This is a genomic window from Halarcobacter sp. (genome assembly GCF_963675975.1).
Taxonomy (GTDB): domain Bacteria; phylum Campylobacterota; class Campylobacteria; order Campylobacterales; family Arcobacteraceae; genus Halarcobacter.
Genome location: NZ_OY780939.1, coordinates 176,665 through 202,144, shown reverse-complemented (window position 1 = coordinate 202,144; position 25,480 = coordinate 176,665). Strand labels below are relative to the sequence as shown.

Annotated in this window: 30 protein-coding genes; 19 read left to right on the top strand and 11 right to left on the bottom strand. The window is 27.9% G+C overall.

Annotation, left to right across the window (positions count from 1 at the left end):
- Nucleotides 1-32: 32 nt before the first annotated feature.
- A complete protein-coding gene (locus ACKU3H_RS00980; protein WP_320036452.1) occupies nt 33-1,298 on the top strand; it encodes an ATP-binding protein in 1,266 nt (421 codons plus the stop codon).
- On the opposite strand, the gene ccoG is transcribed toward ACKU3H_RS00980, so the two are convergent.
- The gene (gene ccoG / locus ACKU3H_RS00975) at nt 1,291-2,634 is read right to left on the bottom strand and encodes a cytochrome c oxidase accessory protein CcoG (protein ID WP_320035108.1); all 1,344 of its coding nucleotides are present in this window, start codon (nt 2,632-2,634) and stop codon (nt 1,291-1,293) included. The two genes, ACKU3H_RS00980 and ccoG, sit on opposite strands and share 8 nt — an antisense overlap.
- A gap of 136 nt (nt 2,635-2,770) precedes the next feature.
- Here ccoG and ACKU3H_RS00970 point away from each other — a divergent pair, with 136 nt between their 5' ends.
- The 7 genes from ACKU3H_RS00970 to ACKU3H_RS00940 all read left to right on the top strand — a co-directional run bounded on the left by ACKU3H_RS00970 (nt 2,771) and on the right by ACKU3H_RS00940 (nt 7,394).
- Nucleotides 2,771-2,974, top strand: coding sequence for a hypothetical protein (locus ACKU3H_RS00970; RefSeq protein ID WP_320035107.1), 204 nt, complete (start codon nt 2,771-2,773; stop codon nt 2,972-2,974).
- 101 nt (nt 2,975-3,075) lie between these two features.
- A complete protein-coding gene (locus tag ACKU3H_RS00965; RefSeq protein ID WP_320035106.1) occupies nt 3,076-3,957 on the top strand; it encodes an aspartate carbamoyltransferase catalytic subunit in 882 nt (293 codons plus the stop codon).
- Nucleotides 3,958-3,959: 2 nt separating this feature from the next.
- Nucleotides 3,960-4,913: an aminodeoxychorismate synthase component I gene (locus tag ACKU3H_RS00960; RefSeq protein ID WP_320035105.1), complete on the top strand. Its 954-nt coding sequence runs from the start codon at nt 3,960-3,962 to the stop codon at nt 4,911-4,913.
- Nucleotides 4,914-4,975: 62 nt separating this feature from the next.
- Complete coding sequence (locus tag ACKU3H_RS00955) at nt 4,976-5,536, top strand: cysteine hydrolase family protein (protein WP_320035104.1); 561 nt, start codon at nt 4,976-4,978, stop codon at nt 5,534-5,536.
- Between the two features lie 3 nt (nt 5,537-5,539).
- Nucleotides 5,540-6,214, top strand: a complete 675-nt coding sequence (locus ACKU3H_RS00950; RefSeq protein ID WP_320035103.1) for a winged helix-turn-helix domain-containing protein — start codon at nt 5,540-5,542, stop codon at nt 6,212-6,214.
- A gap of 232 nt (nt 6,215-6,446) precedes the next feature.
- A complete protein-coding gene (locus ACKU3H_RS00945) occupies nt 6,447-6,761 on the top strand; it encodes a hypothetical protein (RefSeq protein ID WP_320035102.1) in 315 nt (104 codons plus the stop codon).
- Between the two features lie 60 nt (nt 6,762-6,821).
- Complete coding sequence (locus ACKU3H_RS00940; protein WP_320035101.1) at nt 6,822-7,394, top strand: aminotransferase class IV family protein; 573 nt, start codon at nt 6,822-6,824, stop codon at nt 7,392-7,394.
- Here the strand turns inward: ACKU3H_RS00940 and ACKU3H_RS00935 are convergent.
- The gene (locus ACKU3H_RS00935) at nt 7,376-8,038 is read right to left on the bottom strand and encodes a transglutaminase-like cysteine peptidase (protein WP_320035100.1); all 663 of its coding nucleotides are present in this window, start codon (nt 8,036-8,038) and stop codon (nt 7,376-7,378) included. The two genes, ACKU3H_RS00940 and ACKU3H_RS00935, sit on opposite strands and share 19 nt — an antisense overlap.
- 19 nt (nt 8,039-8,057) lie before the next feature.
- On the opposite strand from ACKU3H_RS00935, the gene ACKU3H_RS00930 reads away from it, so the two are divergent.
- Genes ACKU3H_RS00930 through ACKU3H_RS00920 form a run of 3 tightly spaced genes read left to right on the top strand, consistent with a single transcriptional unit; the run spans nt 8,058 to nt 9,504 of the window.
- Complete coding sequence (locus ACKU3H_RS00930) at nt 8,058-8,495, top strand: hypothetical protein (RefSeq protein ID WP_320035099.1); 438 nt, start codon at nt 8,058-8,060, stop codon at nt 8,493-8,495.
- Nucleotides 8,496-8,501: 6 nt separating this feature from the next.
- Entirely contained in the window at nt 8,502-9,191 is a 690-nt protein-coding gene (locus tag ACKU3H_RS00925; RefSeq protein ID WP_320035098.1) for an AzlC family ABC transporter permease, read from the top strand.
- Entirely contained in the window at nt 9,184-9,504 is a 321-nt protein-coding gene (locus ACKU3H_RS00920) for an AzlD domain-containing protein (RefSeq protein WP_320035097.1), read from the top strand. Before ACKU3H_RS00925 ends, ACKU3H_RS00920 begins: the two co-directional genes overlap by 8 nt.
- Before the next feature lie 16 nt (nt 9,505-9,520).
- Here the strand turns inward: ACKU3H_RS00920 and ACKU3H_RS00915 are convergent, their stop codons facing one another.
- From ACKU3H_RS00915 to ACKU3H_RS00880, 8 genes are all read right to left on the bottom strand, one after another.
- Nucleotides 9,521-9,925 carry a PAS domain-containing protein gene (locus tag ACKU3H_RS00915; RefSeq protein ID WP_320035096.1) on the bottom strand — a complete coding sequence of 135 codons (405 nt, stop codon included), beginning with the start codon at nt 9,923-9,925 and terminating at the stop codon, nt 9,521-9,523.
- 9 nt (nt 9,926-9,934) lie between these two features.
- A complete protein-coding gene (locus ACKU3H_RS00910) occupies nt 9,935-11,842 on the bottom strand; it encodes a methyl-accepting chemotaxis protein (protein ID WP_320035095.1) in 1,908 nt (635 codons plus the stop codon).
- Nucleotides 11,843-12,009: 167 nt separating this feature from the next.
- Nucleotides 12,010-13,008: a beta-ketoacyl-ACP synthase III gene (locus ACKU3H_RS00905; RefSeq protein ID WP_320035094.1), complete on the bottom strand. Its 999-nt coding sequence runs from the start codon at nt 13,006-13,008 to the stop codon at nt 12,010-12,012.
- Nucleotides 13,009-13,033: 25 nt separating this feature from the next.
- A complete protein-coding gene (gene plsX, locus ACKU3H_RS00900) occupies nt 13,034-14,026 on the bottom strand; it encodes a phosphate acyltransferase PlsX (RefSeq protein WP_320035093.1) in 993 nt (330 codons plus the stop codon).
- Complete coding sequence (rpmF, locus tag ACKU3H_RS00895; RefSeq protein ID WP_130234204.1) at nt 14,026-14,178, bottom strand: 50S ribosomal protein L32; 153 nt, start codon at nt 14,176-14,178, stop codon at nt 14,026-14,028. The genes plsX and rpmF overlap by 1 nt, the downstream gene beginning before the upstream one ends.
- Before the next feature lie 14 nt (nt 14,179-14,192).
- Entirely contained in the window at nt 14,193-14,528 is a 336-nt protein-coding gene (locus ACKU3H_RS00890; protein WP_320035092.1) for a hypothetical protein, read from the bottom strand.
- Nucleotides 14,529-14,588: 60 nt separating this feature from the next.
- Complete coding sequence (gene ndk, locus ACKU3H_RS00885; protein WP_320035091.1) at nt 14,589-15,002, bottom strand: nucleoside-diphosphate kinase; 414 nt, start codon at nt 15,000-15,002, stop codon at nt 14,589-14,591.
- A gap of 113 nt (nt 15,003-15,115) precedes the next feature.
- The gene (locus ACKU3H_RS00880; protein ID WP_320035090.1) at nt 15,116-15,373 is read right to left on the bottom strand and encodes a 4Fe-4S dicluster domain-containing protein; all 258 of its coding nucleotides are present in this window, start codon (nt 15,371-15,373) and stop codon (nt 15,116-15,118) included.
- Between the two features lie 272 nt (nt 15,374-15,645).
- Here ACKU3H_RS00880 and ACKU3H_RS00875 point away from each other — a divergent pair, with 272 nt between their 5' ends.
- From ACKU3H_RS00875 to ACKU3H_RS00850, 6 genes are all read left to right on the top strand, one after another.
- Nucleotides 15,646-16,242: a peroxiredoxin gene (locus ACKU3H_RS00875; RefSeq protein ID WP_320035089.1), complete on the top strand. Its 597-nt coding sequence runs from the start codon at nt 15,646-15,648 to the stop codon at nt 16,240-16,242.
- Between the two features lie 183 nt (nt 16,243-16,425).
- Entirely contained in the window at nt 16,426-17,766 is a 1,341-nt protein-coding gene (rho, locus tag ACKU3H_RS00870) for a transcription termination factor Rho (RefSeq protein WP_320035088.1), read from the top strand.
- A 339-nt stretch (nt 17,767-18,105) separates the two neighbouring features.
- Nucleotides 18,106-18,918, top strand: coding sequence for a MetQ/NlpA family ABC transporter substrate-binding protein (locus tag ACKU3H_RS00865; protein ID WP_407933674.1), 813 nt, complete (start codon nt 18,106-18,108; stop codon nt 18,916-18,918).
- An 88-nt stretch (nt 18,919-19,006) separates the two neighbouring features.
- The gene (locus ACKU3H_RS00860; protein WP_320035087.1) at nt 19,007-19,963 is read left to right on the top strand and encodes a methionine ABC transporter ATP-binding protein; all 957 of its coding nucleotides are present in this window, start codon (nt 19,007-19,009) and stop codon (nt 19,961-19,963) included.
- A complete protein-coding gene (locus ACKU3H_RS00855; protein ID WP_320035086.1) occupies nt 19,963-20,601 on the top strand; it encodes a methionine ABC transporter permease in 639 nt (212 codons plus the stop codon). The genes ACKU3H_RS00860 and ACKU3H_RS00855 overlap by 1 nt, the downstream gene beginning before the upstream one ends.
- Nucleotides 20,602-20,610: 9 nt before the next feature.
- Nucleotides 20,611-21,435, top strand: a complete 825-nt coding sequence (locus ACKU3H_RS00850; RefSeq protein WP_320035085.1) for a MetQ/NlpA family ABC transporter substrate-binding protein — start codon at nt 20,611-20,613, stop codon at nt 21,433-21,435.
- 225 nt (nt 21,436-21,660) lie between these two features.
- On the opposite strand, the gene ACKU3H_RS00845 is transcribed toward ACKU3H_RS00850, so the two are convergent.
- Nucleotides 21,661-22,323 carry a uracil-DNA glycosylase family protein gene (locus ACKU3H_RS00845; protein ID WP_320035084.1) on the bottom strand — a complete coding sequence of 221 codons (663 nt, stop codon included), beginning with the start codon at nt 22,321-22,323 and terminating at the stop codon, nt 21,661-21,663.
- A gap of 87 nt (nt 22,324-22,410) precedes the next feature.
- Between ACKU3H_RS00845 and murI the strand changes: the two genes are divergently transcribed.
- On the top strand, nt 22,411-23,208 hold the full coding sequence (murI, locus tag ACKU3H_RS00840; protein WP_320035083.1) for a glutamate racemase: 798 nt from the start codon (nt 22,411-22,413) through the stop codon (nt 23,206-23,208).
- The gene (locus ACKU3H_RS00835) at nt 23,201-25,423 is read left to right on the top strand and encodes a DNA polymerase III subunit gamma/tau (protein WP_320035082.1); all 2,223 of its coding nucleotides are present in this window, start codon (nt 23,201-23,203) and stop codon (nt 25,421-25,423) included. The genes murI and ACKU3H_RS00835 overlap by 8 nt, the downstream gene beginning before the upstream one ends.
- Nucleotides 25,424-25,480: the final 57 nt, after the last annotated feature.

Sequence of the window (25,480 nt, the reverse complement as noted above, 5' to 3'; positions counted from 1 at the left end):
TTTTTTATGGTATAACTTTTGGAATAGTTTTGATGACTATTGTTTATACTTTTATTAGATATATCTATTCCAAAGAGATATTTTATATAAGTTATTGCTTTATGCAAATTTTTTCTTTGATTTATATTGCACAATATAGTGGCTTTTGGAATATACTAAATGTTTGGAAGGATTTGTCTTTAACTTTTGCCAGTTTAAGTGCACTAGCTTTTGCCGTCAATTTTTTTCAGGGTAAATATATACCTCAAATGAAAAATTATAAACAATTGTTGTTTTATACTTTATTGATAAATATAGTTATTTTAAGTTCTTTTTATCATTATATGCTTTTTGAATATCTTCCTTATACAATCATATATGGAATACTTTTTACCTCTATTGTATTTAATTTAAAAAATAGTTTTAAACCAACACTTACTTATGTTTTTGGTTGGTCTTTGTTTTGTTTTATACTTTTTATTTTTGATTTTAAAACATATTATGAACAACAAGGTTTTATGGATTTAGTTTTATTAGTTTTTGCTATTGAAGCTATACTTTTTACTATCTCTGTTTCATATAAATATAGTGATTTAAAACAAGAAAAAAAAGAGTATGAAAATATGCTTTTACAACAATCAAAATTAGCAAAATCAGGAGAGATGATAGCTAATATAACTCATCAGTTTAGACAACCACTTAATAACCTTTCATATATTTTAATAAATCTAAAAAAGAAGTTTACAAAAAATGAATTAGAAAAAGAGTATTTTGAAAAGAAAATTAGCCAAGCAAATGAACAAATAGAGTTTTTATCAAAAACAATAAATGATTTTAAAGAGTTTTATCAACCTTCAAAAAAAAGAGAGCAGTTTTTAGTAAAAGATGTGATTTTAAATGTAAAAACAATTTTTGAAGAGGATTTAAAAAAACATAATATAGCATTAAATATTGATTTTAAAACAAATGAAGATGTAAAAATATTTGGAATAAAAAATGAATTGGCACAGGTTTTTTTAGCTATTTTATCAAATAGTAGGGATGTTTTAAAAAATATAGAAAACCCAGAGATTAAAATAGAAATATCAGCTTCAAGTGCAGAGGTTTCAATTTTAATTTCAAACAATGGTCCTAAAGTAGATGAAAAAGATATAAACAAACTATTTAATCCATATTTCTCTACAAAAGAGCAGGGGAGTGGTTTAGGATTGTTTTTAAGTAAACAAATAATTGAAGAGAGTTTCAAAGGAAAAATTGAAGTATCAAACACTAATGAGAGAGTGTATTTCTCTCTCATTATAGAAAAAGATATTAATTAAATAAATCGTTTCTTGGATAGATAAAAGATAAATCCCAAGTTTGTTTTTTATCTATATTGTTATTTGCAGAGATATCAATTTTTAAATCTAATGGTGTATCTTTTTTATCTGATAAATATAGTCTTTTTTTAGTTTTAACAATTACAACTTTTTTTACTCTTTGTTTAGGTTTTAGAATAAAAGGTTCAAATCTTTTAATCTCAAAGTCTTTTTGATTGTTAAGTGTTAAATCCATAACAACCTCTTTATCTTGCATATTAGAGAAGGTAAAAACATAATTATTTGAAACAGTTTTATCTTCATTGATTTTATAAAGTTGTGTTGTTTTATTTATATTTACTATAAAATCTTTTTTCTCAACTATCATAGCTGTTGCAAAGAAAACACAAATAACTATACTTGCCATATATGCAAGATTTCTTTTTGAAAAAAGATTTGTTTTTATTTTATTTATAACACTATTTGTACTTCCCCATTGGATTAATGATTTTTTCCCAAGTTTTCCCATAACTGTACTACAAGCATCTGAACACTCAAGACAATTTATACATTCAACTTGTAAACCTTTTCTAATATCTATATGTGTAGGGCAAACTTTTACACAAGCTTCACAAGTTGTACACTCTTCATTTGAACTCCATTGTTTTACATCAAAAATAGATTTTTCACCATTCTTATAAATATCTCCACCTCTGTTTGTGTCATAAACAACTTGAACTGTATTATCATCATATAAAACTGATTGTATTCTTGAATATGGGCAAGTGTATGTACAAAAATCTTCTTTCCAAAATACAATATCATAAAAAAGAAATCCAGCAAGTGTTATTATAAATAAAATCATAAAACTATGTTCATTTGGATTTTGAATATAATTAAAAAAATCTTCAGGTGGAATAAAGTACCACATAAAGTTTGATGCAGCAACAAGGGTTAATACTCCCCAAATAAGCAGGGCAATATATTTTTTTATTTGATTAGATTTTTTACTGTAATCAATATCTTTTTGTTTGTTTTTTAATCTTCTTAATCCTAATAATTTAGTTTCAATCAAATCTCTAAAAACAACTCTAAAAATTGTTTGGGGACATGCCCATCCACACCAAACTCTACCAAAAATTGTAGTTATTGCAAATATACCTATAAAAAGTATCATCAACAAAAATGGCATAACATAAAGTTCATTTACATCAAAAGAGAATCCCAAAAAATGAAACTTTGAGTACTCAAATGATAACATCAGCATATGATTTTCATCTATTTTTATAAATGGTAAAACAAAAATAAACAGGGTAAAAATCCCATAAGTTATATACCTTTTTTTAGTGTAATTCATATAATCTCCTTTTCTTTGTAAAAATATATTTTTAAAAAGTGGCACAAAAGTGTCACTCTTAAAATTTTTTATTAGTTTTAATTTATTGATAATTTTTTACATTTTAGTTGTAGAATTAAAAAATAAAGGATTTTCTATGAAAGTATCTATTATAAATTCAAATGATATTGAAGGTTTAGACAAATATATTGGTGATAATGTACAAATTATCAATATAAAATTTAGACACAATTTGCACTTTATACAAATGTCTTCTGAAGATGAAGTGTTTAGAGGATTTTCAAATAGTAGAAAAGGTGCCATTATAAATACCCTTAAAGCTATAAAAAGAGTTCACTAACTCTTCTTTTTTCTTTTAAAATTTAAAATTTTTTCTCTCTTTATGTAAATATTTATTAAACACTATTTAGCTAAAATCAAAATCAAAATTAAAGGACAAAAATGCAGCATTTGATTACTACAAGTGACTTTACAAAAGAAGAGATTCTTAAGATTTATGATGATGCTAAAATCTTCTCAGATATGGAATCTAGTGAGGTTCTAAAAGGTAAAATAATTGTAAATTTATTTTTTGAAAACTCAACAAGAACAAGGGGAGCCTTTGAAATGGCTGCTAAAAGACTTGGTGCGCAAGTAATCTCTTTAGATGTTGGAACAAGTTCAACAAATAAAGGTGAAACTGTATTTGATACAGTAATGAATATAAATGCTATGAGACCTGATGCAATTGTAATTAGACACTCTGATTGCAATTTTCATAGAACATTAGTTGATTATGTTAATTGTCCTATTATAAATGCAGGAGCAGGAAAAACTGCTCATCCTACGCAAGCATTATTAGATCTTTTTACTATTAGTGAACATTTTGATGGTGAAATAGAAGGTAAAAAAGTTGCTATTGTTGGTGATGTAAAATCTTCAAGAGTTGCAGGTTCAAATAAAGAGTTACTTCTAAGATTTGGTGTTGATGTATGTTTTGTTGCTCCAGATTGTTTTAAATATGAAGATGAGAGTTTAAAACAATACGACCTATTAGATGAAATAATTGATGAGGTTGATGTTGTTATGAGTTTAAGAACACAACTTGAAAGACACAATGAAATATATTTTCAATCATTAAACGAGTATGCAAAAGATTATTGTATTACAAAAGAGACTTTTGGGGATAGAGATATTTTATTACTTCACCCAGGACCAGTAAATAGAAATGTTGATATTTCAGATGAGATGTTAGTTGATCCTAGAAATAAAGTATTAGAGCAAGTGAAAAATGGTGTTGCTGTAAGAATGGCAGTACTTAAAAAGCTTGTATTAAAACAATAAATTTGAATAAAGAATTTCAAGCAAAACTAAATAAATATGGCTCTTCAAAGGAGCCATTTTTTTTTCTAGTATCTTATGATTTAGAAAAATATTATATAAACTCTTTAAAAGATTTACCCTCTACAATAAAATTTAAAATTGATGAAGAGATAAGTCTTGATATTAATAAAAAAATATCTATAAAAAAATATCCAATATCTTTTAGTGAATATAAAAAAAAGTTTGATATTTTGCAAGAGCATATAAAAGCAGGAAATTCTTATCTTTTAAACCTAACAGCAAAAACAAAAATTGAAACTGATTATTCCTTTGATGAGATTTATGAAAAAGCCAAAGCAAAATATAAATTAAAATTTTTAGATGAGTTTATATGTTTTTCCCCTGAAAAATTTATAGAGATAAAAAACAATAAAATCTTTACCCATCCTATGAAAGGAACCATTGATAATAGTATTGAAAATGCAAAAGATAAAATTCTAAATGATACTAAAGAGATGGCAGAACATACTATGGTTGTTGATTTACTTAGAAATGATTTAGGAATAGTTGCAAATAAAATCAGAGTAGATGAGTTTAGATATATAGATAAAATAAATGCAGGAGATAAAGAATTACTGCAAATAAGTTCAAAAATTAGTGGAGAGTTAAAAGAAAACTGGAATGAAAATATTGGAGATATTTTAGCTTCACTTTTACCTGCTGGTTCTATAACTGGAACCCCTAAAAAGAAAACTATAGAGATATTAAAAGATATTGAAGAGTATGACAGAGGTTTTTATACTGGAATATTTGGTGTTTTTGATGGTGAAAATTTTAATAGCGCAGTTATGATTAGATTTATTGAGAAAGATGAAAACTCAAATTTATACTATAAAAGTGGTGGTGGAATCACTTGTGATTCTGATGCTTCTTTAGAATACCAAGAACTACTTGATAAAATATATTTGCCTTTTTAATTTAATCCCTCTTTTTTCCTTCTATCTTTATTTATAATTTTTAAAATAAAAAAGGATTATAAATGAAAAACACAGCACTACTTTTAGTAGATTTCCAAAACGATTATTTTTCTAGTTTCAAAGATGCAAAGTTTCCTTTAGAAAATAGTGAAGAGGCTTCTTTAAATGCAAAATTGATTTTAGATATCTTTAGACAAAAACAATTTGAAGTTATTCATGTATTTCATGAAAATGAATCTTTAGATGCAAGATTTTTTGCTAAAGGAACATCTGGTGCAAAAATATATTCTTTGTTGAGTCCTTTAAAAAATGAAAAAGTGATTTCTAAAAACAGACCAAATAGTTTTTTAGATACAGATTTAAAAGAGTATTTAGATGAAAATGAGATTAATACTTTAGTTATAGTTGGAGCAATGTCTCATATGTGTATTGATGCTACAGTTAGAGCAGCAAAAGATTTTGGATACAATTGCATTGTTGTAAGTGATGCTTGTGCAACTAAAGAGTTGGAATATGATAAAATTAAAATTCCAGCAAAATATGTTCATGGAACAATAATGTCAGCACTAGAGTTTGCTTATGCAAATGTGACTGATACTAAAAATATTTTAGAAGGTTTATAAAAAATGACATTAAAAAATTTGCTTGTTTTATATGTTTGTACAAATAAAAAAAGTGAAGATGAAATATTACCAATATTAAATGAAAACTTAAAAAAGGTTTTCATTGCAAACTCTTTAAAAGAAGCACAAAAATCTTATAAAAAATATTCACCTTGTATTGTAGTTGTTGATGATAGTTTTGAAGATGCAAATATGATAGCTTTTCTTAAAGAGATACGAAAAAGTGATATTAAGACAGCTTTTATTGTAATAAGTAGCAGTCTAGATAATAAATATGTTAATGACTTGATTGAACTTTATATAACTAAATATCTTGTAAGACCTTTTTTAAAAGATGAGTTTTTAATTGCACTTAATAAATGTTTACAAGTGATTGAGTCAAGAATTTATAGTAATGTAAAACTTGGTAAAGATATGATTTTTAATCATCAAACCCAAACAATTACAAAAGATTCTGAGATTATAGTATTAAATAAAAAAGAGACAATACTTATTAATCTATTTATACAAAATCAAAACAGAGTTATAACATACGAAGAGTTAGAATATCATATTTGGGACAATGAATCAACTACTGCTGCATTAAAATCATTAATAAGAGATTTTAGAAAAAAAACTTACAAATCAATTCTTCAAAATTTTTCAGGAATTGGTTATAAATTAAATATTCAAATTTGACCTTTTTATAAAATAATATCTATATAAATATTTTTAAATTAAAAAATTAGTTTTTTTATTAATAAAATTTTTATTTATAAAAATATAAAATCCAATTCTCATAATTATATATTGTTATAATTTAGTTATTTAAATTATATATTTTCTTTTTTATGGGATAAATAAAATTATTTGTAATCAATCTGTAATAAGAATATTATAAAATAATTTAAAACAAAAGCTGGAGAAAATGATGGTTTTTTTAAAAACAAAAACTATAGAAGAAAAAATAAAACTTGCGAAAACATCAAGTGATATAAAAATTCAAACTCAATTATCAAGATCGTATCAAATAAATGTAAGAAGAGCCCTTGCAAAAAATCACTCATTGTGTTCAAATGTAGCTAACACTTTATTGTTCGATCCAAGTACAAATGTTGCTTTTCATGCTTCAAACAATCCAAACTGTACTCAAAAAAGAGTTTTTTTAGCTGAAGATTTAGCTCACAAATGCGTAAAATGTGATGTTGATGAATTAACAATTGATTGCGATAATTGTCATCTTTAATCAATTGATACTTTTTTAAAATATTTTTTTGTTATCATTACTAAAAATTTTAGGACAATGATGGAAAAAAATATTTTTTTTGAAACAATTAAATGTGAAGATTTTGAAGTTTTTAATTTATCTTTTCATGAAAAAAGAATAGCAAGAACGATTGGTTTAAACTTAAATCTTCAAGATTATATTTATCCTTCTTCAAATAAACTTTTAAGATGTAAACTTATATATGATGAGAGTGGAGTCTTAAGTGTTGAGTTTTTTCCTTATAAAAAAAGGGAAATAAAAACTTTTAAAATCCTACATGAAGATGGTATTTCTTATTCAAAAAAATATTTAAATAGAGAATCTTTAGATAAATTATTTGAGAAAAAAGAAGATGCTGATGAGATTATAATTATAAAAGATAATTTTGTTACAGATACTTCGATTGCAAATATAGCCATATTTGATGGGACAAACTGGTTAACATCTAAAAAACCTCTTCTTTTGGGTACTACTAGAGATAGATTGATACAAGAGGGCTTATTAATTGAAAAAGATATTGATATTAATATGTTAAAAAATTCAAAAAAAATTGCTTTGATGAACGCTATGATTGATTTTGATGTTTTAGAGGATTATTCATTTTTAGTATAAACTCTATCAAGTAATAATTCCCACTTATTAACCTTACCCCAATCAATTTTAACTTTTTTTGATATTTTTTTGTTTTTTAGAATAAAAGCTTCTTTCTCATTAAAAATAACTTTTGGTTCAAGTTTTTTTCTTTTGTCAAAAGGAAGAATTTTAAAGCTTAGATTGTCTAAAACTAGTGGCATAGCTTTTTTATTTTCAAGGTAAAGTAATACCATATGATAATTTGTCTCTGCTTTTACTTTTACTACAGCAAAATATAGTTTATCTTTTGGAATACCAACTTCTAAAAGTGTAAAATATTTTGCAATTGCATAATCCTCACAATCACCTTTACCTTCAATTAAAAACTCTTTAGGCGTTGCCCAATGGTCATCTACACTATATTTTTTTGAATCATCAATAGGTAAGATTCTATTATAAAAGCTGTTAACATAGTTGAGTTTTTTTTCTAAATCAAAATCTTTGATTTTTCTCTTTAATTTTACATATCCTTGAAGTCTTAAAAAAATTGCTTTTTTATTATAACTATTATCTATATTTTTTATGTCGTTTTTTGTTAAAATAATACTTTTTGAATTTAGTAGTGACACAGATAAAAAAATAAGAAAAATAAACCGTTTCATAAGGTATAATACAAAAACCATAATGAACCTAGGATTAAAAATGATAAATAATATAATTGAAAATAATGAATATAAAGATTTAGTTAGTAAACAAGTAAAAGAGACTATGGAGTTTTTAATAGAACAAGGGCAAGAGTTTGCTATAACTGCAAATATAGATGCTGTAAAATTTAATCCAGAATTACCTCCATTAGTATTTGATCAATTATCTAAATTCTCACTTTTTGTATTAAGTAATTATACTTATTCTACTATAGAAATTGATGATAACTATTTGAGCTTTGAAGCAGGTTTTGGGAGTGAAAATTTTGGTTCAGTTGTAAAGGTTCCATTGTTTTCTGTTTTCCAAATTATTATTGATGAATCAATTTTATATATAAATTCAGTTGCAACAGTTGATAAATTTAATAAAGATGCAAAAGAGAAGTCATTTAATGTATTTAAAAACAATCCTAATAACAAAAATCTTATAAAGTAGGTTTTATTGAAATACGAAAGAGAGATAAAAACCGCGTTTAAAATTTCTATTCCAGTTATGATGGGATATAGTGTTTTGGGTTTTGCATTTGGTTTGCTTTTAGTATCTTTTGATTACCCTTGGTTTTATGCACCTATTATGTCTTTATTTATTTATGCAGGCGCATTGCAGTTTGTTGCAATCAATTTTTTTAATGTAAAAGCGGGGCTTATAGATATAGCTATTGCTTCATGGTTTGTAAATCTTAGACAATCTTTTTATGGTTTATCTTTATTAAAAAGATTTAAGAAAGCTGGTAAATTAAAACCATATTTAATATTTGCCTTAACTGATGAAACTTATGCTTTATTGACTACAATAAAAGATGATGAACAGTTAAAAAAAAGATGGTATTACTTCTTTTTATGTGCCTTTAACCAAACTTATTGGTTTATCGGTTCAACTTTAGGTGCAATAATTGGCTCAAATATTGATTTTAACACTGCAGGTTTGGAGTTTTCTTTAACAGCACTATTTGTAGTTTTATGTATTGAACAATATAAAAATTTAAATAATAAAATTCCATTTTTAATTGGGGCTTTTACATCAGTTGTAGCTTTTATTTTAGTACCAACTGATAAGATGCTAATCACTTCTATTATTTTATCATTAGTTGTTCTATTTTTATTTAGAGCAAGATTGGATAACAATGAGTAATATAGAAATATTTTTAGCAATTGCTGTTATGACAGCAGTAAATATCTTTACAAGAGCTTTTCCTTTTATCTTTTTTAAAAAAGCTGAATTGCCTGCGTCTTTGGAATTTATAGGAAAATATTTTCCCTCAATAATACTTACAATATTGATTTTTTACACTTTAAAAGATATTGATTTCTCTTTATATCCTTATGGAATAAAAGAGATAGGGGCTATATTATTTACTGTAGTTTTACACCTAATTATGAAAAACTATTTAGTATCAATATTTTTGGGAACAATATTTTATATGGGATTAGTTCAATATTTATAAGTAAGATTAGAAGAGTTTATTTTTTCTCTTCTAAATTCCATTGTTTGTAAACTTCTTTAATAGTGTCAATTTCTTCTCTAGAAGGTTTTCTTCTACAAGATAGATAACCTTTAGAACCATCACAACTTTCGAATGGATATACTGTAGCATATACCCAATAATATCCTCCTGATTTGGTAGCATTTTTTACATAGCCTGTCCAGATTTCACCTTTTTGTACTGTATCCCACAATGACTTAAAAGCTTTTTTAGGCATTTCAGGATCTCTTACTTTATTATGTGGCTCACCTATTAACTCTTCTAGGCTATATTCTGCTATTTTACAAAAATCATCATTGGCAAATCTTATTATACCCTTTTCATCTGTTTCACTAACTAAGAATGCATATTCATCTAAAACTGTCTCTTGTCCTGCTGCCATGTTCTCTCCTTAGTTAAACTTTTTACTTTTGGCATCTTGTACTAATTCATTTGCCATTGCTGATACTTCTTTTGCTATCTCTTTTACTTGATTAGCTTCACTCGCATTCTCTTGTGTTACTCTATCTAACATTGTTATTGTATCATTTATTTGTTCTATACCTGTCATCTGTTCTCTTGATGCTACACTTACATCTTCTATGATATGGATTGTTTCACTTATATGTGTATTTAACTCTTTATATCCTTCTATCATACTATCTGAAATTACTTTACCTTCATTTGCTTTTAGGTTTGCATCTTCTACTAATTCTTTTATCTCTTTTGCTGCTTGTGCAGATCTTGATGCTAGGTTTCTTACTTCTTGTGCTACTACTGCAAACCCTTTTCCTGCTTCTCCTGCAGTTGCTGCTTCAACTGCTGCATTTAACGAAAGTATATTTGTTTGGAAGGCTATTTGATCAATTACATTTATTGCTTCATTTATTGCTGTTACTTTTTCATTTATCTCATCCATTGAAGATGCTGTTTTAGATGCCAAATCTTCACCTGTTGTTACTGAATCTCTTACTGTTTTCCCTAATGTTGCCATTTTTGTTGCATTTTGTGTGTTCCCTCTTGTTATAGAGGTAATCTCTTCTACTGCTGCTGCTGTCTCTTCTAAGCTTGCTGCTTGTTCATTTGCTTTTAATGCTAGGTTTTCCATTGAGCTTGTCATTGTTGTTGAGTTATTCTCTAATGTCTCTCCATTATGCAGGTTGCTTTTCGCGTTTTCACTTAGAGTTTCACCTAAAGTATTTACACCATCAATAACTGCAAGCATAGTAGCTTTTAATCTAGGATCAATATCAATTCTTTTTGTAAAATCATCTTTTTCATAAGCTTCAAGTGTATTTTGAATATCCTGCATATTAGTGTTTAAAACAACAAGCATTTTATTAAGAGATTTTTTTAGTGTCATAATCATAGGGTTTTCACTATCAGATTTTATTCTACAATTATAAATACCTTGTTCAATTCTATCTGCTGTTAATACAACTTCTCCCATAACTCTCATGTCATTTTTAAGTTTTTTATCAAAACTTTCAGCTGTTTCATTAATCATTAAAAGAAGTTCACTAATTTCATCAACATTTTTAACTTCAGTTGAAGTGTATCTGTTGTTTTCCATTGTAATAAATTTTAAGAAATTTTCAAAATATGATTTGAACATTACTAAAGGTTTTTCAATAACATGATTAAAAGCAAAAATTATTAAAAAATATGAAATTATAATTACCACAGATGAAAACATTGTTACCATTATAATAAGACGTTTTGTTTTTTCTACACTGTCTTCTTTTATTTTGAGAATATTTTTTTCTATATCATCAACATATGCCCCTGTCCCCACAACCCAATCATAAGGTTCAAATAAAAATACATAAGAGAATTTATCAATTTTTTTATTATCATCTGGTTTTATAGTTTTATAGGCTACTTTTCCCATACCTTTCTCTTTAGCTATTTTATTCATCTCTCTAAATATATATACCCCATCGGGATCTTTTACTTCATTTAAATCTTGTCCCATACGTGATTGGTTTACTGGGTGCATAAGCATTTTTGAATCAAGAGTATGTATCCAAAAATAACCATTTTCCCCATATCTTAGGTTTTTTAATTGATTAATAATTACTTCTTTAGCATTTACTGGATTATGTTCATATTCCTCTTCCATCATGTTTTTAACAATCTCAATATAACTTTTTAATTCATAATCAACCCGTTTGTATGATTCTTTACTATAGTGATTCATTTGAATTTTGGTTAGGGCGTTAGTTTCATAAATAGAAACAAACAGTTGTAATATCGTTACTACAATAATTATTCCTACGATAAGTGTTAATGTTTTGAATTTAATTGAGACAGATTTCATATATACTTCCTAATTAGGTAGATTATAAATTCTATAATAAGCAAACTTAAAGAATTTTGTTTTTTATTATATAAAGAGATATTTTTAGATTATATTTGTCAGAAAAAGATTATTAGTAAAAAGTCTGATTAGATGTATATAAAAAAGCAAAATGCTTTTTTATAAATTTATTTATTAGGTGAAAATGGGAAAATTGCACTTCCCCAAGTAAGTCCTGCTCCAAAAGCATCAAAAAGTATATTATCTCCTGCTTTTATTTTTCCCTCTTCATAGGCATCATTCATTGCCATAGGGATTGAAGCTGCAGAGGTATTACCATATTTATGTACTGTTAATACAATTTGTTCCTCTTTTAAATTTAAAGAGTCACCAACAGCTTTTATTATTCTATAATTAGCTTGATGTGGTATAAAGTGTGTTATATCTTCATTTGATAAATTATTCTTTTCAAGTAATTCTTTCACATCTGAAGATAGTGTTTTAACTGCAAGTTTAAAAGTTTCATTTCCTTTCATTCTGATACAAGCCATTTTATTATCTAAAACTTCTTGTGAACAAGGATTTTTACTTCCTCCACCTGGAGTTTGGATTAAATCATCATAATTACCATCACTTGAACAATTAACATCAATGATAGCTTCCTCTTTTTTATCTGTAGCAGAGATAATTGCAGCACCTGCACCATCTCCAAAAATAAAACAAGTAGCTCTATCTGTATAGTCTAAAATAGAACTGTATTTTTCTGCTCCAATTATTAGAACATTTTTTTTCATTCCTGATTCTATAAATGCTTTTGCTATAGAAGTTGCGTAAACAAAACCTGTACATGCTGCACTTACATCAAATGCTTGCACTGGAGGAAGTTCAAGTTTTGAAGCTATTAAGCATGCTGTAGAAGGCATACATAAGTAATCAGGCGTAACTGTAGCACAAATTACTAAATCTATATCTTCTTTTGCAATTCCAGCTCTTTGTATTGCTTGTTGGGCTGCTCTTGCTCCTAAATCTGATGAAGCTTCATTATCTTCAGCTAGTCTTCTTTCTTTTATACCAGTTCTTTTAGTTATCCATTCATCAGAGGTATCAATAATTTTTTCAAAATCAAAATTTGTCATTATTTTAGGAGGGATGTAAGCTCCAATTGATCTAAATGCTGCATATGCCATTAAAATTCCTTAAAAAACAAAAGTTTTATGAACTATATTTTTTTAATCTCTCTTCAATATCATTATTTAAATTCGAGCTTGCACTATTAATTGCTTGAAAAATTGCATTTTGTATAGCTTTTGGATTAGATTTACCATGAGCTATAATTACAGGTGCTTTTACACCTAACAGTGGTGCCCCACCATATTCTGCATAGTCAACTCTAACTTTTAAGTTTTTAAATACTTTTCTCATTAGTACTGCACCGGCTATTGAAATAAGAGATCTTTTTAAATTTTTCTTAATAATTTTACCAATTGTATCTGCTACACCTTCTGCAGTTTTTAGTAAAATATTACCAATAAATCCATCACAAACCACAACATCAACTGTTCCTTTAAATACATCACTTCCCTCTACATTTCCAGCGAAGTTTGGTACTTTTGAGATTAGTTTAAATGCTTCTTTTGTAACTTCATTTCCTTTACTCTCTTCTTCACCATTACTTAATAGACCAATAAGTGGATCATCAAGTTGTAATACATCTTCTGCATAAACTTGTCCCATTACTGCGAATTCATAAAGATTTTTTGCTTCACAATCTACATTAGCACCAACATCTAATACAAGTGTATTTTGGTTTTCACTAGTTGGCATAAGAGTTGCAATTGCAGGTCTACTAACACCTTTGATTCTTCCAATTCTAAGTGTTGCTAAAGACATAGAAGCTCCAGAATGTCCAGCTGATACAACTGCATCTGCTTGTTCTTCTTTTACTAACTCAATTGCTTTATAAATTGTTGATTCTTTTCTTTTAAGTGCATCTGTTGCAGAGTCTGACATACTAATTACATCGTCTGTATGAAGTATTTCAATTCTACTTGCAAGATAGTTTGGAATTAAAGGTTTAATTTGGTTTTCGTCTCCTACTGCAATTGCAGTAAAAGTATTATTATTTCTAAGGGCTAATATTAAACCCTCTATAATAGGTTCGGGACCAAAGTCCCCACCCATCGCGTCAATAGCTATTTTTAGCATTAGCTTTTGTATTCACCAGTATTTGGGTTAACCATATGAGGCATTTTCCAACTACCATCACTATCTTTTACCGGTCTTTTTAAAGTAATTTTATAGTGAGTTCTTCTTTTAGCTGCTCTAGTATGAGATACTCTTCTCTTAGGTACTGCCATTTTTCTCTCCTTATTTAGTATTCTTTTTCAACAAAGTCAGAATTTTCACATTCTGAACAAATGTAATAATCGCTTTGAATAGATGAAATTTCACTTTCGATTATTTCATCAAAATTGATTAGGCTATTTTCTATCTCTATTATTAAGTCATCTTCTTCAGAAGTTGACTTATATATACCATCACTTAATATAAAGTTAATATCTTCATTTAAAGTTACAGTCTCTTCTTGTCCACATCTTGCACAAGGTATAGAGGTTTCACCTGTTAGTTTACCATCAATTTTAACTAAAGATGGCGACATTTTACAAAAAGTACCTTCAATTTTTACTGAATTGAATTCAGCACTCAACTCCTTAGGAGTTTGAGGGACTTTTCTAAACTCGATTTTCATTGGGTAATTTAGAAGTTCTTAGCAGATTTCTCTATCTGAAAAGAAAAACTTAATTTCGATTGCTGCATTCTCTAAAGAGTCAGAACCATGAACTGCGTTAGCATCAATAGATTCAGCGAAATCAGCTCTGATTGTACCAGCTGCTGCTTCTTTAGGGTTAGTTGCACCCATTAACTCTCTATTTTTAGCCATTGCGTTGTCACCTTCAAGTACTGAAACTACAACTGGTCCAGAAATCATGAAATCAACTAGTTCACCGAAGAAAGGTCTTTCTGCATGTACTGCATAAAAAGCTTCTGCATCAGCTTTAGATAATTGAATTTTTTTAGTAGCTGCTATTCTTAATCCATTTGACTCAAATCTGTCTAAGATTTTACCTACAACATTCTTTGCAACTGCATCAGGTTTGATGATTGATAATGTTTGTTCCATATGATCATTTCCTCATTTAATTTTTAAGCCGCGGATTATACCTAAAAAAATAAAAAAAGGCAAGTAGTTTTTAAAATACTACTTGCCTTTTATAAATATTTAGTTATTTATTATTAATCTTCTACTACAGGTTGCCCGTCAACTGCACCTTCAGTTGTAGGATTATCCCATACAATACAACCCTCAGTTGGACATGCGTCTGCACATGCAGGTGCATCATTGTCACCAACACATTCTGTACATGTTTCTGAATTTACATAATAAATATCTTCACCTGTTGGGTTTTCATCATTATCAACGATTGACTCAGTTGGACACTCATCTAAACATGCGTCACAGTTGATACAAATATCAGTAATTTTTACTGCCATTTTGACTCCTTGTAAAATTTAATAAACTTTAGCACATTAAAAATTAATTAAACTTTAAATTCTATGATTATAAGTTAAGTTAATATTTATCTTTACCAAAAATTAACACTTTTTGTATTATTATATTTTGCACTACTCTATTAATGGATAATTTTTTTCCAAAAATAAAATATATCTTAAATTTTAAAACTTAATATGAAATAGTCTTTTTTATTTAAAAAATTTATACTATAATTACATTTACAAAATTAATTTTAATAAAAGGAAATTACATGTTAGTAACAAAAAAAGCTCCAGATTTTACAGCAACAGCTGTACTTGCAGATGGTCAAATCGTTGAAGATTTTAATTTATATGACAATATTGGTGAAAAAGGTGCGGTATTATTTTTCTATCCTTTAGACTTTACTTTCGTTTGTCCATCAGAAATCATTGCATTCTCAAAAAGAATCGAAGAGTTTGAATCAAGAGGAATTTCAGTAATCGGTTGTTCAGTTGATTCTCAATTCTCACACTTTGCGTGGAGAGAAACTGCAGTTGAAAATGGTGGAATTGGAAGAGTTAAATTCCCATTAGTTGCAGACCTTTCTAAACAAATTTCTAGAGATTATGATGTATTATTCGGAGATTCTGTAGCTTTAAGAGGTTCTTTCCTAATTGATAAAGATGGTACAGTAAGACATGCAGTAATCAATGACTTGCCACTTGGTAGAAATATTGATGAAATGATTAGAATGGTAGATACTATGTTATTTACTAATGAGCATGGTGAAGTTTGTCCTGCAGGATGGAACAAAGGTGATGAAGGTATGAAAGATACTACTGAAGGTGTAGCTGAATACTTAAGCAAACATGAGGGTGATTTATAATAATTACTTATTATTAAATAATATAAAGGTGTCTATATTTTAGGCACCTTTTTTATTCTCTATTCATTTTATTGACAAATTTAAAAATAAAGACTAAAATTACACCACTTAAAAAATACTAAACGAAACTACAAAATTAAAACCACAATTAGTATATAAAATCTATAAAGGCAAAATAATCTTATGGAAGAGTCAAAAACTCAAACTAAAAAAACTACAAGAGCCTCTAACGGCAATGGGAAAAAAACAAGAACTCATGTACCTGTAGAAGGTTATAAAATTGAACAACTAAGACAATTACCACTTGAAGAACTTTTAAAAATAGCAAAAGACTTAGAAGTTGAAAACCCGCAAGAATTAAAAAGACAAGATTTAATGTTTAACATTTTAAAATCTCAAATTGATCAAGGTGGATTTATTCTTTTCACTGGTATCTTAGAGATAAAAGATGGTGGCTTTGGTTTCTTAAGAGCAATTGATGGAAACTTTTCTGATACTTCAAATGATTCTTATGTATCTGCAACTCAAATTAGAAAGTTTGCTTTAAGAACAGGTGATATTGTTACAGGACAAGTTAGACCACCAAACAAAGATAGTGAAAAATATAACGCATTATTAAAAATAGAGGCAATAAACTATCTTCCAATAAATGAGTCAAAAAACAGACCATTATTTGATAACCTAACACCTCTTTATTCTACTGAAAGATTCTCTTTTGAGTATGACCAAACAAGAATGACAGGTAGAATGTTAGATCTATTTGCTCCTATGGGTAAAGGTCAAAGGGGACTTATAGTTGCTCCTCCTAAAACTGGTAAGACTGAACTTTTAAAAGAGTTAGCCCATGGTATTACAAAGAATCATCCTGATACTCATCTAATGGTACTTTTAATTGACGAAAGACCTGAAGAGGTTACAGATATGCAAAGATCTGTTAAAGGTGAGGTTTATTCATCTACATTTGACCTTCCAGCTCATAACCATGTAAGAGTTGCAGAGATTGTTATTGAAAAAGCAAAAAGACTTGTAGAGATGAAAAAAGATGTTGTAATTTTACTTGATTCGATCACAAGATTAGCAAGAGCATACAATACAGTTACTCCTTCATCAGGAAAAGTACTTTCAGGTGGGGTTGATGCAAATGCTTTACATAAACCAAAAAGATTTTTTGGAGCCGCTAGAAATATAGAAGAGGGTGGTTCTTTAACTATTATCTCAACTGCACTTATTGAAACTGGTTCAAAAATGGATGAAGTTATTTTTGAAGAGTTCAAAGGAACTGGTAACTCAGAAGTTGTATTAAGTAGAAATGCTGCTAATAGAAGAGTTTACCCAGCTCTTGATATTATTAAATCTGGAACTAGAAAAGAGGAATTACTTCTTACTCCTGAGATTTTACAAAAAACTTGGATACTTAGAAATGCAATTGGTTCAATGGATGAAGTTGAAGCACTTAAATTTTTATATTCAAAAATGCAAAAAACTAAAAATAATGAAGAGTTTTTTGCTGGAATGAATGAGTAAAAAAGATATTCTTTTTTTACTCATTATTCAAACTAATCCCTTACAAAAGCACTAACTATTCCACTAGCAATTGTAAAAGCTATAAGACCACATACAACAAAAATAGCTATTTCTGTAATAAACATGATATATCCTTATATTAAATTGTTTAGCAATTACAGTATAAGACATAAATTCTAAATCTATTTTTAAGTAAATTAGTTAATTAATTTCCCATTTAAGATAAATTGTATATTTTTAATACTAATGATTAAGCTGATTTTATTAAGTTTTTTATATTATAGGATTAATATATTGTGACTTAAGTCATTGTTTGTATGATATTTAAAAAGGAAGCCTGTGTTAAAAACAATCTCTAGTATTTTTCTAATTACTATTTTGACATTGTTTTTTACTTCATGTTCAGATACCAAAAAAAATAAAAAATTTGAATTAGAAAAAAATGTAATAAAAGTTGGTGCAACACCAATTCCACACGGTGAAATTTTAGAATTTATTCGACCTTTATTAAAAAAGAAAGGCTATGATTTAGAGATTAAAAGTGTAACAGATTATGTTACAGCTAATATTGCAGTTGATGAGGGGGAGTTAGATGCAAACTTTTTTCAACATGCTCCTTATTTATACGAATTTAATAAAAATAGAAAAACCCATTTAGTAAAAACTGTAAGTGTTCACTTAGAACCTATGGGACTTTATTCAAAAAAAATTAATAATCTTAAAAATTTAGAAGATGAATCTATAATTGCAATACCAAATGATGCCACAAACAAAAGTAGAGCTTTGGATTTACTGGAAAGCATAGGGTTATTAACATTAAAAAAAGTTTCTACTAAAACTGTACTAGATATAGAAAAAAATCCAAAAAATCTATTTATAAAAGAGCTTGATGCAGCTCAACTACCTAGAATATTAGATGATATTGATGCAGCAGTTATAAACACCAATTATGCCTTATCTTCTGGATTAAATCCATTAAAAGATGCTATAGCAATAGAATCAAAGGATTCTAAATATGCAAATATAATTGCAGTTAAAAGAGGTAATGAAAAAAAGGATTATATTAAAGCTTTAGATGAAGTACTAAATTCTAAAGAGGTTAAAGAGTTTATTCAAAACAAATATAAAGGCTCAATAGTAGAGGCTTTTTAATTCTACATATAATTTATACAATTGTATAACTACTTAACATTTTTTTTATAAAACTTTTTATACTATTCGCGTGTAATAAGGATAATTTATGATTAGTATTAAAAATCTAAATAAGTATTATGGTGATGTAAAAGTTTTAAATGATATTTCTATTGATATAAAAGAGGGTGAAATCTTTGCTATAGTTGGACATAGTGGAGCTGGTAAATCTACACTTCTTAGATGTATAAATGGTCTTGAGGATTATAGTACAGGTTCTTTATTAGTTGATGATAAAGAGATTAAAGATTTAAATAAAGAACAATTAAGAAGTTTTAGAAAAAAGATTGGAATGATTTTTCAACATTTTTCATTGGTTCAAAGAAAAACTGTATATGAAAATGTTGCTTTACCTATGCAACTTTGGGGATATTCTAAAAATGATATTGATAAAAAAGTAATTGAGCTTTTAAGTTTAGTTGGTTTAGAAGAAAAAACAGATTCATATCCCAGTCAATTAAGTGGTGGACAAAAACAGCGTGTTGCTATTGCTAGAGCTTTAACTTTAGAGCCTGAAGTTTTACTTTCTGATGAAGCAACATCAGCACTTGATCCAAATACAACAACTTCAATTTTAAATCTTTTAAAAGAGATTAATGAAAAGTTAAATATTACTATTGTTTTAGTAACTCACGAAATGGAAGTTGTAAAACAGATTGCACAAAAAGCACTTTTATTAGAACATGGAAATATTATTGGTTTTGATGATACTGAAGAGTTGTTTTTAAAACCAGATGAAAAAATGAAAGAGTTTTTAGGAGAGGTTGAAGTTGTACCAAATAATGGTGTAAATATCAAACTTTATTTCCCAAAAGACAATGCTTACCAATCTTTTATAACTACTATGGCAAGAAAACTTGACATGGATTTCAATATAGTATGGGGAAAACTTGAAGAGATAAATACTCATATTGTTGGAAATATGGTTATTAATATAAAAGAGGAAGAGAAGCAAAAAGTTCTTGAATATATAAAACAACACGATATTGTTTGGGAGGAATTATAATGGTTGATATTTTATTACCAGCTTTAGGTGAAACAGTTTATATGTCTTTTGTATCAACATTTTTTGCTGTTATAATTGGATTCTTTTTAGCAATTATTTTGATATTAACTTCAAAAGGTGGTCTAAAAGAAAACTTAAAAATCTATTCAGTATTAGATGTAATCATAAATACATTAAGGTCTTTCCCTTTTATTATTCTTATGATTGTACTTTTTCCATTAACAAAATTTTTAATAGGGAAAAGTATTGGTACAACAGCAGCTATTATTCCTCTTACAATTGGAGCTGCTCCTTTTATTGCAAGACTTATTGAAAGTGCTTTAAAAGAGGTTGATTCAGGTGTAGTTGAAGCAGCAAAATCGTTTGGTGCAAGTGATTGGCAAATCATTTTTAAAGTGATGTTAGTTGAAGCTTTACCTAGTATTATTTCAGCTATTACTCTTACACTTATTACAGTTATTGGTTTTTCTGCCATGGCAGGTGCTGTTGGTGGTGGAGGTTTAGGAGATGTAGCTATTAAATATGGTTACTATAGATTCCAAACTGATACTATGTTGTATACAGTTGTTATACTTATCGCCCTTGTACAAGTTTGTCAAAGTGCAGGGGATTATTTATATAAAATTACAAAAAAATAAAGGAGATTTATGTTTAAAAATATTTTAAAATTTACAGTTGCAGCTGGACTTGCATTAGGTTTAACTGCTTGTACTAGTGATGAAAAAAAAGAGGATACAACTGCAAAAGTTGAGCCTAAAAAAACAGTTATTAAAGTTGGAGCTACACCAGTTCCACACGCAGAGATTTTAGAAGTTGTAAAACCACTTTTAAAAGAGAAAGGTTATGATTTAGAGATTGTTGAGTTTACTGATTATGTAACTCCAAATATTGCAGTTGATGAGGGTGAATTAGATGCAAACTTTTTCCAACACACTCCATACTTAACAGAGTTTAACGCAAACAAAAACACTGATTTAGTTAAAACTGTAGGTGTGCACTTAGAGCCAATGGGATTATATTCTAAAAAAATCACTTCTTTAGAAGAGATTCAAGATGGTGCAGTAATTGCAGTACCAAATGATCCTACAAATGAGAGTAGAGCATTAGATATTTTAGTAAAAGAAGGTCTTTTAAAGTTTAAAGATTTAGCACTTAAAACTGCACTTGATGTAACTGAAAACCCAAAAAATATCCAAATTAGAGAGCTTGATGCTCCTCAATTACCAAGAGTTTTAGATGAAGTTGATGCAGCTATTATTAATACTAACTATGCATTAGCAGCTGATTTAAACCCAACAAAAGATGCAATTGTTATTGAATCAAAAGATTCTCCATATGTAAATATTGTTGCAGTTAAAAGAGGTAATGAAAATACAGATTATATTAAAGCTTTAGATGCAGCTTTAAATTCAGAAGAAGTAAAACAATTTATCAAAGAAAAATATAAAGGTTCTATTGTAGAAGCTTTCTAATTCTTCACTCTACTCAATTTTAAAATTGAGTAGAGTAACTCTCTTTAATCCTCTTTTACAAAAAAAGTAATAAACCAAGAAGCCAAAGTAAAAAGTGCCAATCCCGCAACCACAAACATCATAATTTCAGAAATATACATAACTAACTCCTACATATCTATAAATGAATAATCATTCAGTATTCTAATAAAAAAATATTAAAAATATTCTTAAGTAAAAATTCAGCTAGATACTTTTGAAGACTTTTTTATACTGTTCAAGCCTAAAATCAAAGGTAGTATAATTTGGGTTAATCTTTTTCTTTTCTTTAAATATTTTTGTGGAACCTATATATCTATTTGCAGCATTTGAAGGTGAGGTTAAACTTATAGTTTTAATATCTCTATTATCATACTTAAAAAGGTGGATTTTTGGGGTTTGTTCATCAATAACCTCTAATGAAATATTGTTGTCTTTTAAAACTTTTCTAAAAAAATATTCGGGTGAATTTTTAGATAAACTTCCAGTGAAAATCATAGTTTGGATATTCTTATATTTTTTAATAAATCCAAGTATATCTCTTAACTTTATATCTTGCATCCCTAAATCGCTTGCATCAACTTTTTCTCTACTACAAGACTCAACTATATCACAAATTCCTATTTTTTCCTTAAGTAAGAAATCTTTTCTTATTTTTACTGCTTTTTCTGAGTTGTCATATAAAAAATTTTCTTCATAAATCACTTCAATTGCTTTCCAAAGCAAATTATCCTTTGAACCATAGCAAAATAAAACATCTTCTTTTTTATAATCTTTGGTGCAAAATCTTGGAGGTGGCAAGGTTCCAACTATAATAGCTTTTGTATCTTCATGTAAAAAAGGTTTATATGGATGATAGTGAAAAAACAAAAAAATCCTTTTTTTTAATAGTTCTATTTTAACATATTAGTTATAACTTTTTAGATATAATCTTTCCAATTAAAATAAAGGTTTTTATTGAAAGTTGGAGTTTTTGATTCTGGTCTTGGTGGATTAACTATAGTACAAGCAATTACTAAATCTTTTAAAGGTGCAGAGATTTATTATATTGCTGATACTTTATATGCACCTTATGGTGAAAAAACAAAAGATGAGATTTTGAATAGAAGTATTAAGATTACTAAACATCTTTTGAAAAATCATAATATCGATGTACTTATAGTAGCTTGTAATACAGCTACATCTGCTGCTATAAGTGAATTAAGAGAGATGTTTTCAAATTTAATAGTAATAGGAACGGAACCTGGATTAAAACCTGCCATTTTAAAAACACAAAGTAATAATATAGCAGTTTTAGCAACTCCTGCAACTTTAAGGGGACAAAAATATAAGCAATTACTTTCTAGTTTATCAAGTGAACATGAAGTAAATATTCATGAGATTGCCTGTGCTGGTTTGGTTGAGCAAATAGAAAATGGAAATGTTTCCCATCCTGATACTCATAAGATGTTAAGCTCATGGTTAATACCTATGAAAGAAAAAGAGGTTGATACTATTGTTTTAGGGTGTACTCATTATCCATTAATCTCTGATATCATAAAAGATATAATGGGAGCAAAAATTGAGTTAATAGAAACAGGACAAGCAATTGCTAGAAGATTAGATGATTTGTGTTCAAAAAAAGGTCATATTGATAAAAGTGAACTTAAAATAGAAGTGTTTTATACAGGTGAAATTAAAAAAGAGATGATAAGTATGATTTTAAACAATTGGTATGATAGCGGTAAGATAGTAATAAAGGATGAAAATGAGTGAAAATCAGATTGAGAAAAAAGTTTTAGCTCTTAAATATAGACCAAGAAGATTTGAGGATTTAGTTGGGCAAACTACAATTTCTCAAACTTTGTCTTTAGCATTGGATTCAAATAGATTATCCCATGCATATCTTTTTTCTGGACTTAGAGGTTCAGGGAAAACTAGTACAGCAAGAATTATGGCTAAAGCTTTATTGTGCTCAAATGGTCCCACATCAAAACCTTGTGAAGTTTGTGAAAACTGTAAAAGTGCAAATACAAACAGACACTTAGATATTATAGAGATGGATGCTGCTTCAAACAGAGGTATTGATGATATTAAAGATTTGATTGAACATACAAAATATAAACCAAGTAGTGCTCGATTTAAAGTGTTTATAATCGATGAGGTTCATATGCTTACAACTCAAGCATTTAATGCCCTTTTGAAAACTTTAGAAGAACCTCCAGGTTTTGTAAAATTTATCTTAGCAACTACTGATCCTTTAAAATTACCTGCAACAATCCTTAGTCGTACACAACATTTTAGATTTAATAAAATTGCACCAAATGATGTTTTACATCATCTTTCACACATTTTAAATGAAGAGAATATTGATTTTGAAACTCCTGCACTTGAAATATTAACAAGAAGTGGACAAGGAAGTTTAAGGGATACATTAACCCTGCTTGATCAAGCAATAATTTTCTCAAAAGGGAAAGTTACAACTACTGCAGTTGTAGATATGTTAGGATTAATTGAACCAAAAGTTATGGATAAATTATTTGATATTATCCTTAAAAAAGGTGATATTATAGAGATTGTTAAAGAGTTAGAAAACTATGAGATTTCACAAGTATGTGATGAGATGACAATCTATTTAAAACAAAAGATGTTAGAAAAAGATGCAAAATTTGATTTACTTTTATTTGATAGATTTTTTAGAATTTTAAGTGATGCAAAACACCTATTAGCAATAAACTCAGATGGTGGCTTTGTACTTATTTTAACTTTATCAAAAATGATTGAAGCAACAAATTTAAAAACTATAGATGAGATTATAAATCAAGTTGAGCAAGTAGAAGTTAAGCCTCTTGTTAAAGAAGCTATCTCTACTGAAAAAGTTATTGAACACTCACACAATGATATAAATCATGTGTATGACGATGCTAACGTTACAATTGATAAGCAGTTTTTTGAAAATAAAAAAATCATTGAAAATCAAGACGAAGATAATCATGAGCAAGAAGAGCTAGTTCTTCCTGAGAATGAAACAACAGTTTCAATCGATACAGTCAATGCAATTCCTACAGTTGAACCTATAGAAGAGGTTGAAATCAAAGAAGAAACCCCAACTCCTGTTCAACAAGAAATTGAAAAGAAAGAAGAAGTAGAAACTAATCCTTTTGCTACACCTTTTGATGAAGATTTTGACATGGAAGTTGAATCTGCACCTTTAAATACTCAAGTAGAAGAGGTAAAAGAGATTCAAGAGGTAGCAGAAGTTCAAGAAACTAAAACAATGCAAGAGAATATTGGAACTCAAGAAATTCAAGAGCCTACAGAGACAACAGCAGAAATAGAACAGGCACCTTCTGAGACTCAGACACTAATACAAGAGATTCAAACTCAAACTGAAAATGTAAATGAAGAAGATGATGAAATAGAAGATATTGTCTATGAACCAATTCCTGAGATACCAATAGTTGATGAACCTAAGAAATTAGATAAAAATGCTATGTTATACGAAAACCTAATCGAAAAAGTTTATGAAAGAGATGATGAATTAGGTGATCTATTTGAGAAAAATTTTGTATATAAAAATTTTGCAGATAAAAAACTTCAAATAAGTTCTTATGCTCAAGGGGAAGAGAGAAAATTCCTTTTAAAACATTATGGAGTTTTGAAAATATTTATTTATGATATTTTTGGAAATGACATAGAGATAGAGTTTATTAAAGAAGAGGCAAAACAGGAGAGTGTTGAAAAAAAGGATGAATTCCAAAGTGAACTAAAAAATAGTGAGCCTGAAACTTTGGAAGATAACAATGAATCGGGCTCAATGATTGAAGATATAGAAGTTGGTGCAGGATGCGTTGCTGATATGCAAAAAACAGCAAATCCCGCTCCCTCTCAAAAAGAGTTACAGTTAAATGATATTTTAAATTCACCTCAAATGAATGCCGCAAAAGAGCTTTTGAGAGTTAAAAAAATTACAGTAAAAACAAAAACTTAAGTCTTTAAACATTATAATAATGCCCTATTTTGATATGCAAATATAGAAGGATACACT

Bases quoted from the DNA above. Each gene is read 5' to 3' on its own strand.
- ACKU3H_RS00875 (WP_320035089.1), top strand. From the start codon at position 15,646: ATGTTAGTAACAAAAAAAGCTCCAGATTTTACAGCAACAGCTGTACTT.
- ACKU3H_RS00850 (WP_320035085.1), top strand. From the start codon at position 20,611: ATGTTTAAAAATATTTTAAAATTTACAGTTGCAGCTGGACTTGCATTA.
- plsX (WP_320035093.1), bottom strand. From the start codon at position 14,026: ATGCTAAAAATAGCTATTGACGCGATGGGTGGGGACTTTGGTCCCGAA.
- ndk (WP_320035091.1), bottom strand. From the start codon at position 15,002: ATGGAACAAACATTATCAATCATCAAACCTGATGCAGTTGCAAAGAAT.
- ACKU3H_RS00970 (WP_320035107.1), top strand. From the start codon at position 2,771: ATGAAAGTATCTATTATAAATTCAAATGATATTGAAGGTTTAGACAAA.
- ACKU3H_RS00965 (WP_320035106.1), top strand. From the start codon at position 3,076: ATGCAGCATTTGATTACTACAAGTGACTTTACAAAAGAAGAGATTCTT.
- ACKU3H_RS00945 (WP_320035102.1), top strand. From the start codon at position 6,447: ATGGTTTTTTTAAAAACAAAAACTATAGAAGAAAAAATAAAACTTGCG.
- ccoG (WP_320035108.1), bottom strand. From the start codon at position 2,634: ATGAATTACACTAAAAAAAGGTATATAACTTATGGGATTTTTACCCTG.
- ACKU3H_RS00935 (WP_320035100.1), bottom strand. From the start codon at position 8,038: ATGGTTTTTGTATTATACCTTATGAAACGGTTTATTTTTCTTATTTTT.
- ACKU3H_RS00950 (WP_320035103.1), top strand. From the start codon at position 5,540: ATGACATTAAAAAATTTGCTTGTTTTATATGTTTGTACAAATAAAAAA.
- ACKU3H_RS00910 (WP_320035095.1), bottom strand. From the start codon at position 11,842: ATGAAATCTGTCTCAATTAAATTCAAAACATTAACACTTATCGTAGGA.
- ACKU3H_RS00930 (WP_320035099.1), top strand. From the start codon at position 8,058: ATGATAAATAATATAATTGAAAATAATGAATATAAAGATTTAGTTAGT.
- ACKU3H_RS00980 (WP_320036452.1), top strand. From the start codon at position 33: ATGACTATTGTTTATACTTTTATTAGATATATCTATTCCAAAGAGATA.
- ACKU3H_RS00860 (WP_320035087.1), top strand. From the start codon at position 19,007: ATGATTAGTATTAAAAATCTAAATAAGTATTATGGTGATGTAAAAGTT.
- ACKU3H_RS00855 (WP_320035086.1), top strand. From the start codon at position 19,963: ATGGTTGATATTTTATTACCAGCTTTAGGTGAAACAGTTTATATGTCT.
- ACKU3H_RS00880 (WP_320035090.1), bottom strand. From the start codon at position 15,373: ATGGCAGTAAAAATTACTGATATTTGTATCAACTGTGACGCATGTTTA.
- ACKU3H_RS00955 (WP_320035104.1), top strand. From the start codon at position 4,976: ATGAAAAACACAGCACTACTTTTAGTAGATTTCCAAAACGATTATTTT.
- ACKU3H_RS00920 (WP_320035097.1), top strand. From the start codon at position 9,184: ATGAGTAATATAGAAATATTTTTAGCAATTGCTGTTATGACAGCAGTA.
- ACKU3H_RS00940 (WP_320035101.1), top strand. From the start codon at position 6,822: ATGGAAAAAAATATTTTTTTTGAAACAATTAAATGTGAAGATTTTGAA.
- ACKU3H_RS00835 (WP_320035082.1), top strand. From the start codon at position 23,201: ATGAGTGAAAATCAGATTGAGAAAAAAGTTTTAGCTCTTAAATATAGA.
- ACKU3H_RS00915 (WP_320035096.1), bottom strand. From the start codon at position 9,925: ATGGCAGCAGGACAAGAGACAGTTTTAGATGAATATGCATTCTTAGTT.
- rho (WP_320035088.1), top strand. From the start codon at position 16,426: ATGGAAGAGTCAAAAACTCAAACTAAAAAAACTACAAGAGCCTCTAAC.
- ACKU3H_RS00905 (WP_320035094.1), bottom strand. From the start codon at position 13,008: ATGGCATATGCAGCATTTAGATCAATTGGAGCTTACATCCCTCCTAAA.
- rpmF (WP_130234204.1), bottom strand. From the start codon at position 14,178: ATGGCAGTACCTAAGAGAAGAGTATCTCATACTAGAGCAGCTAAAAGA.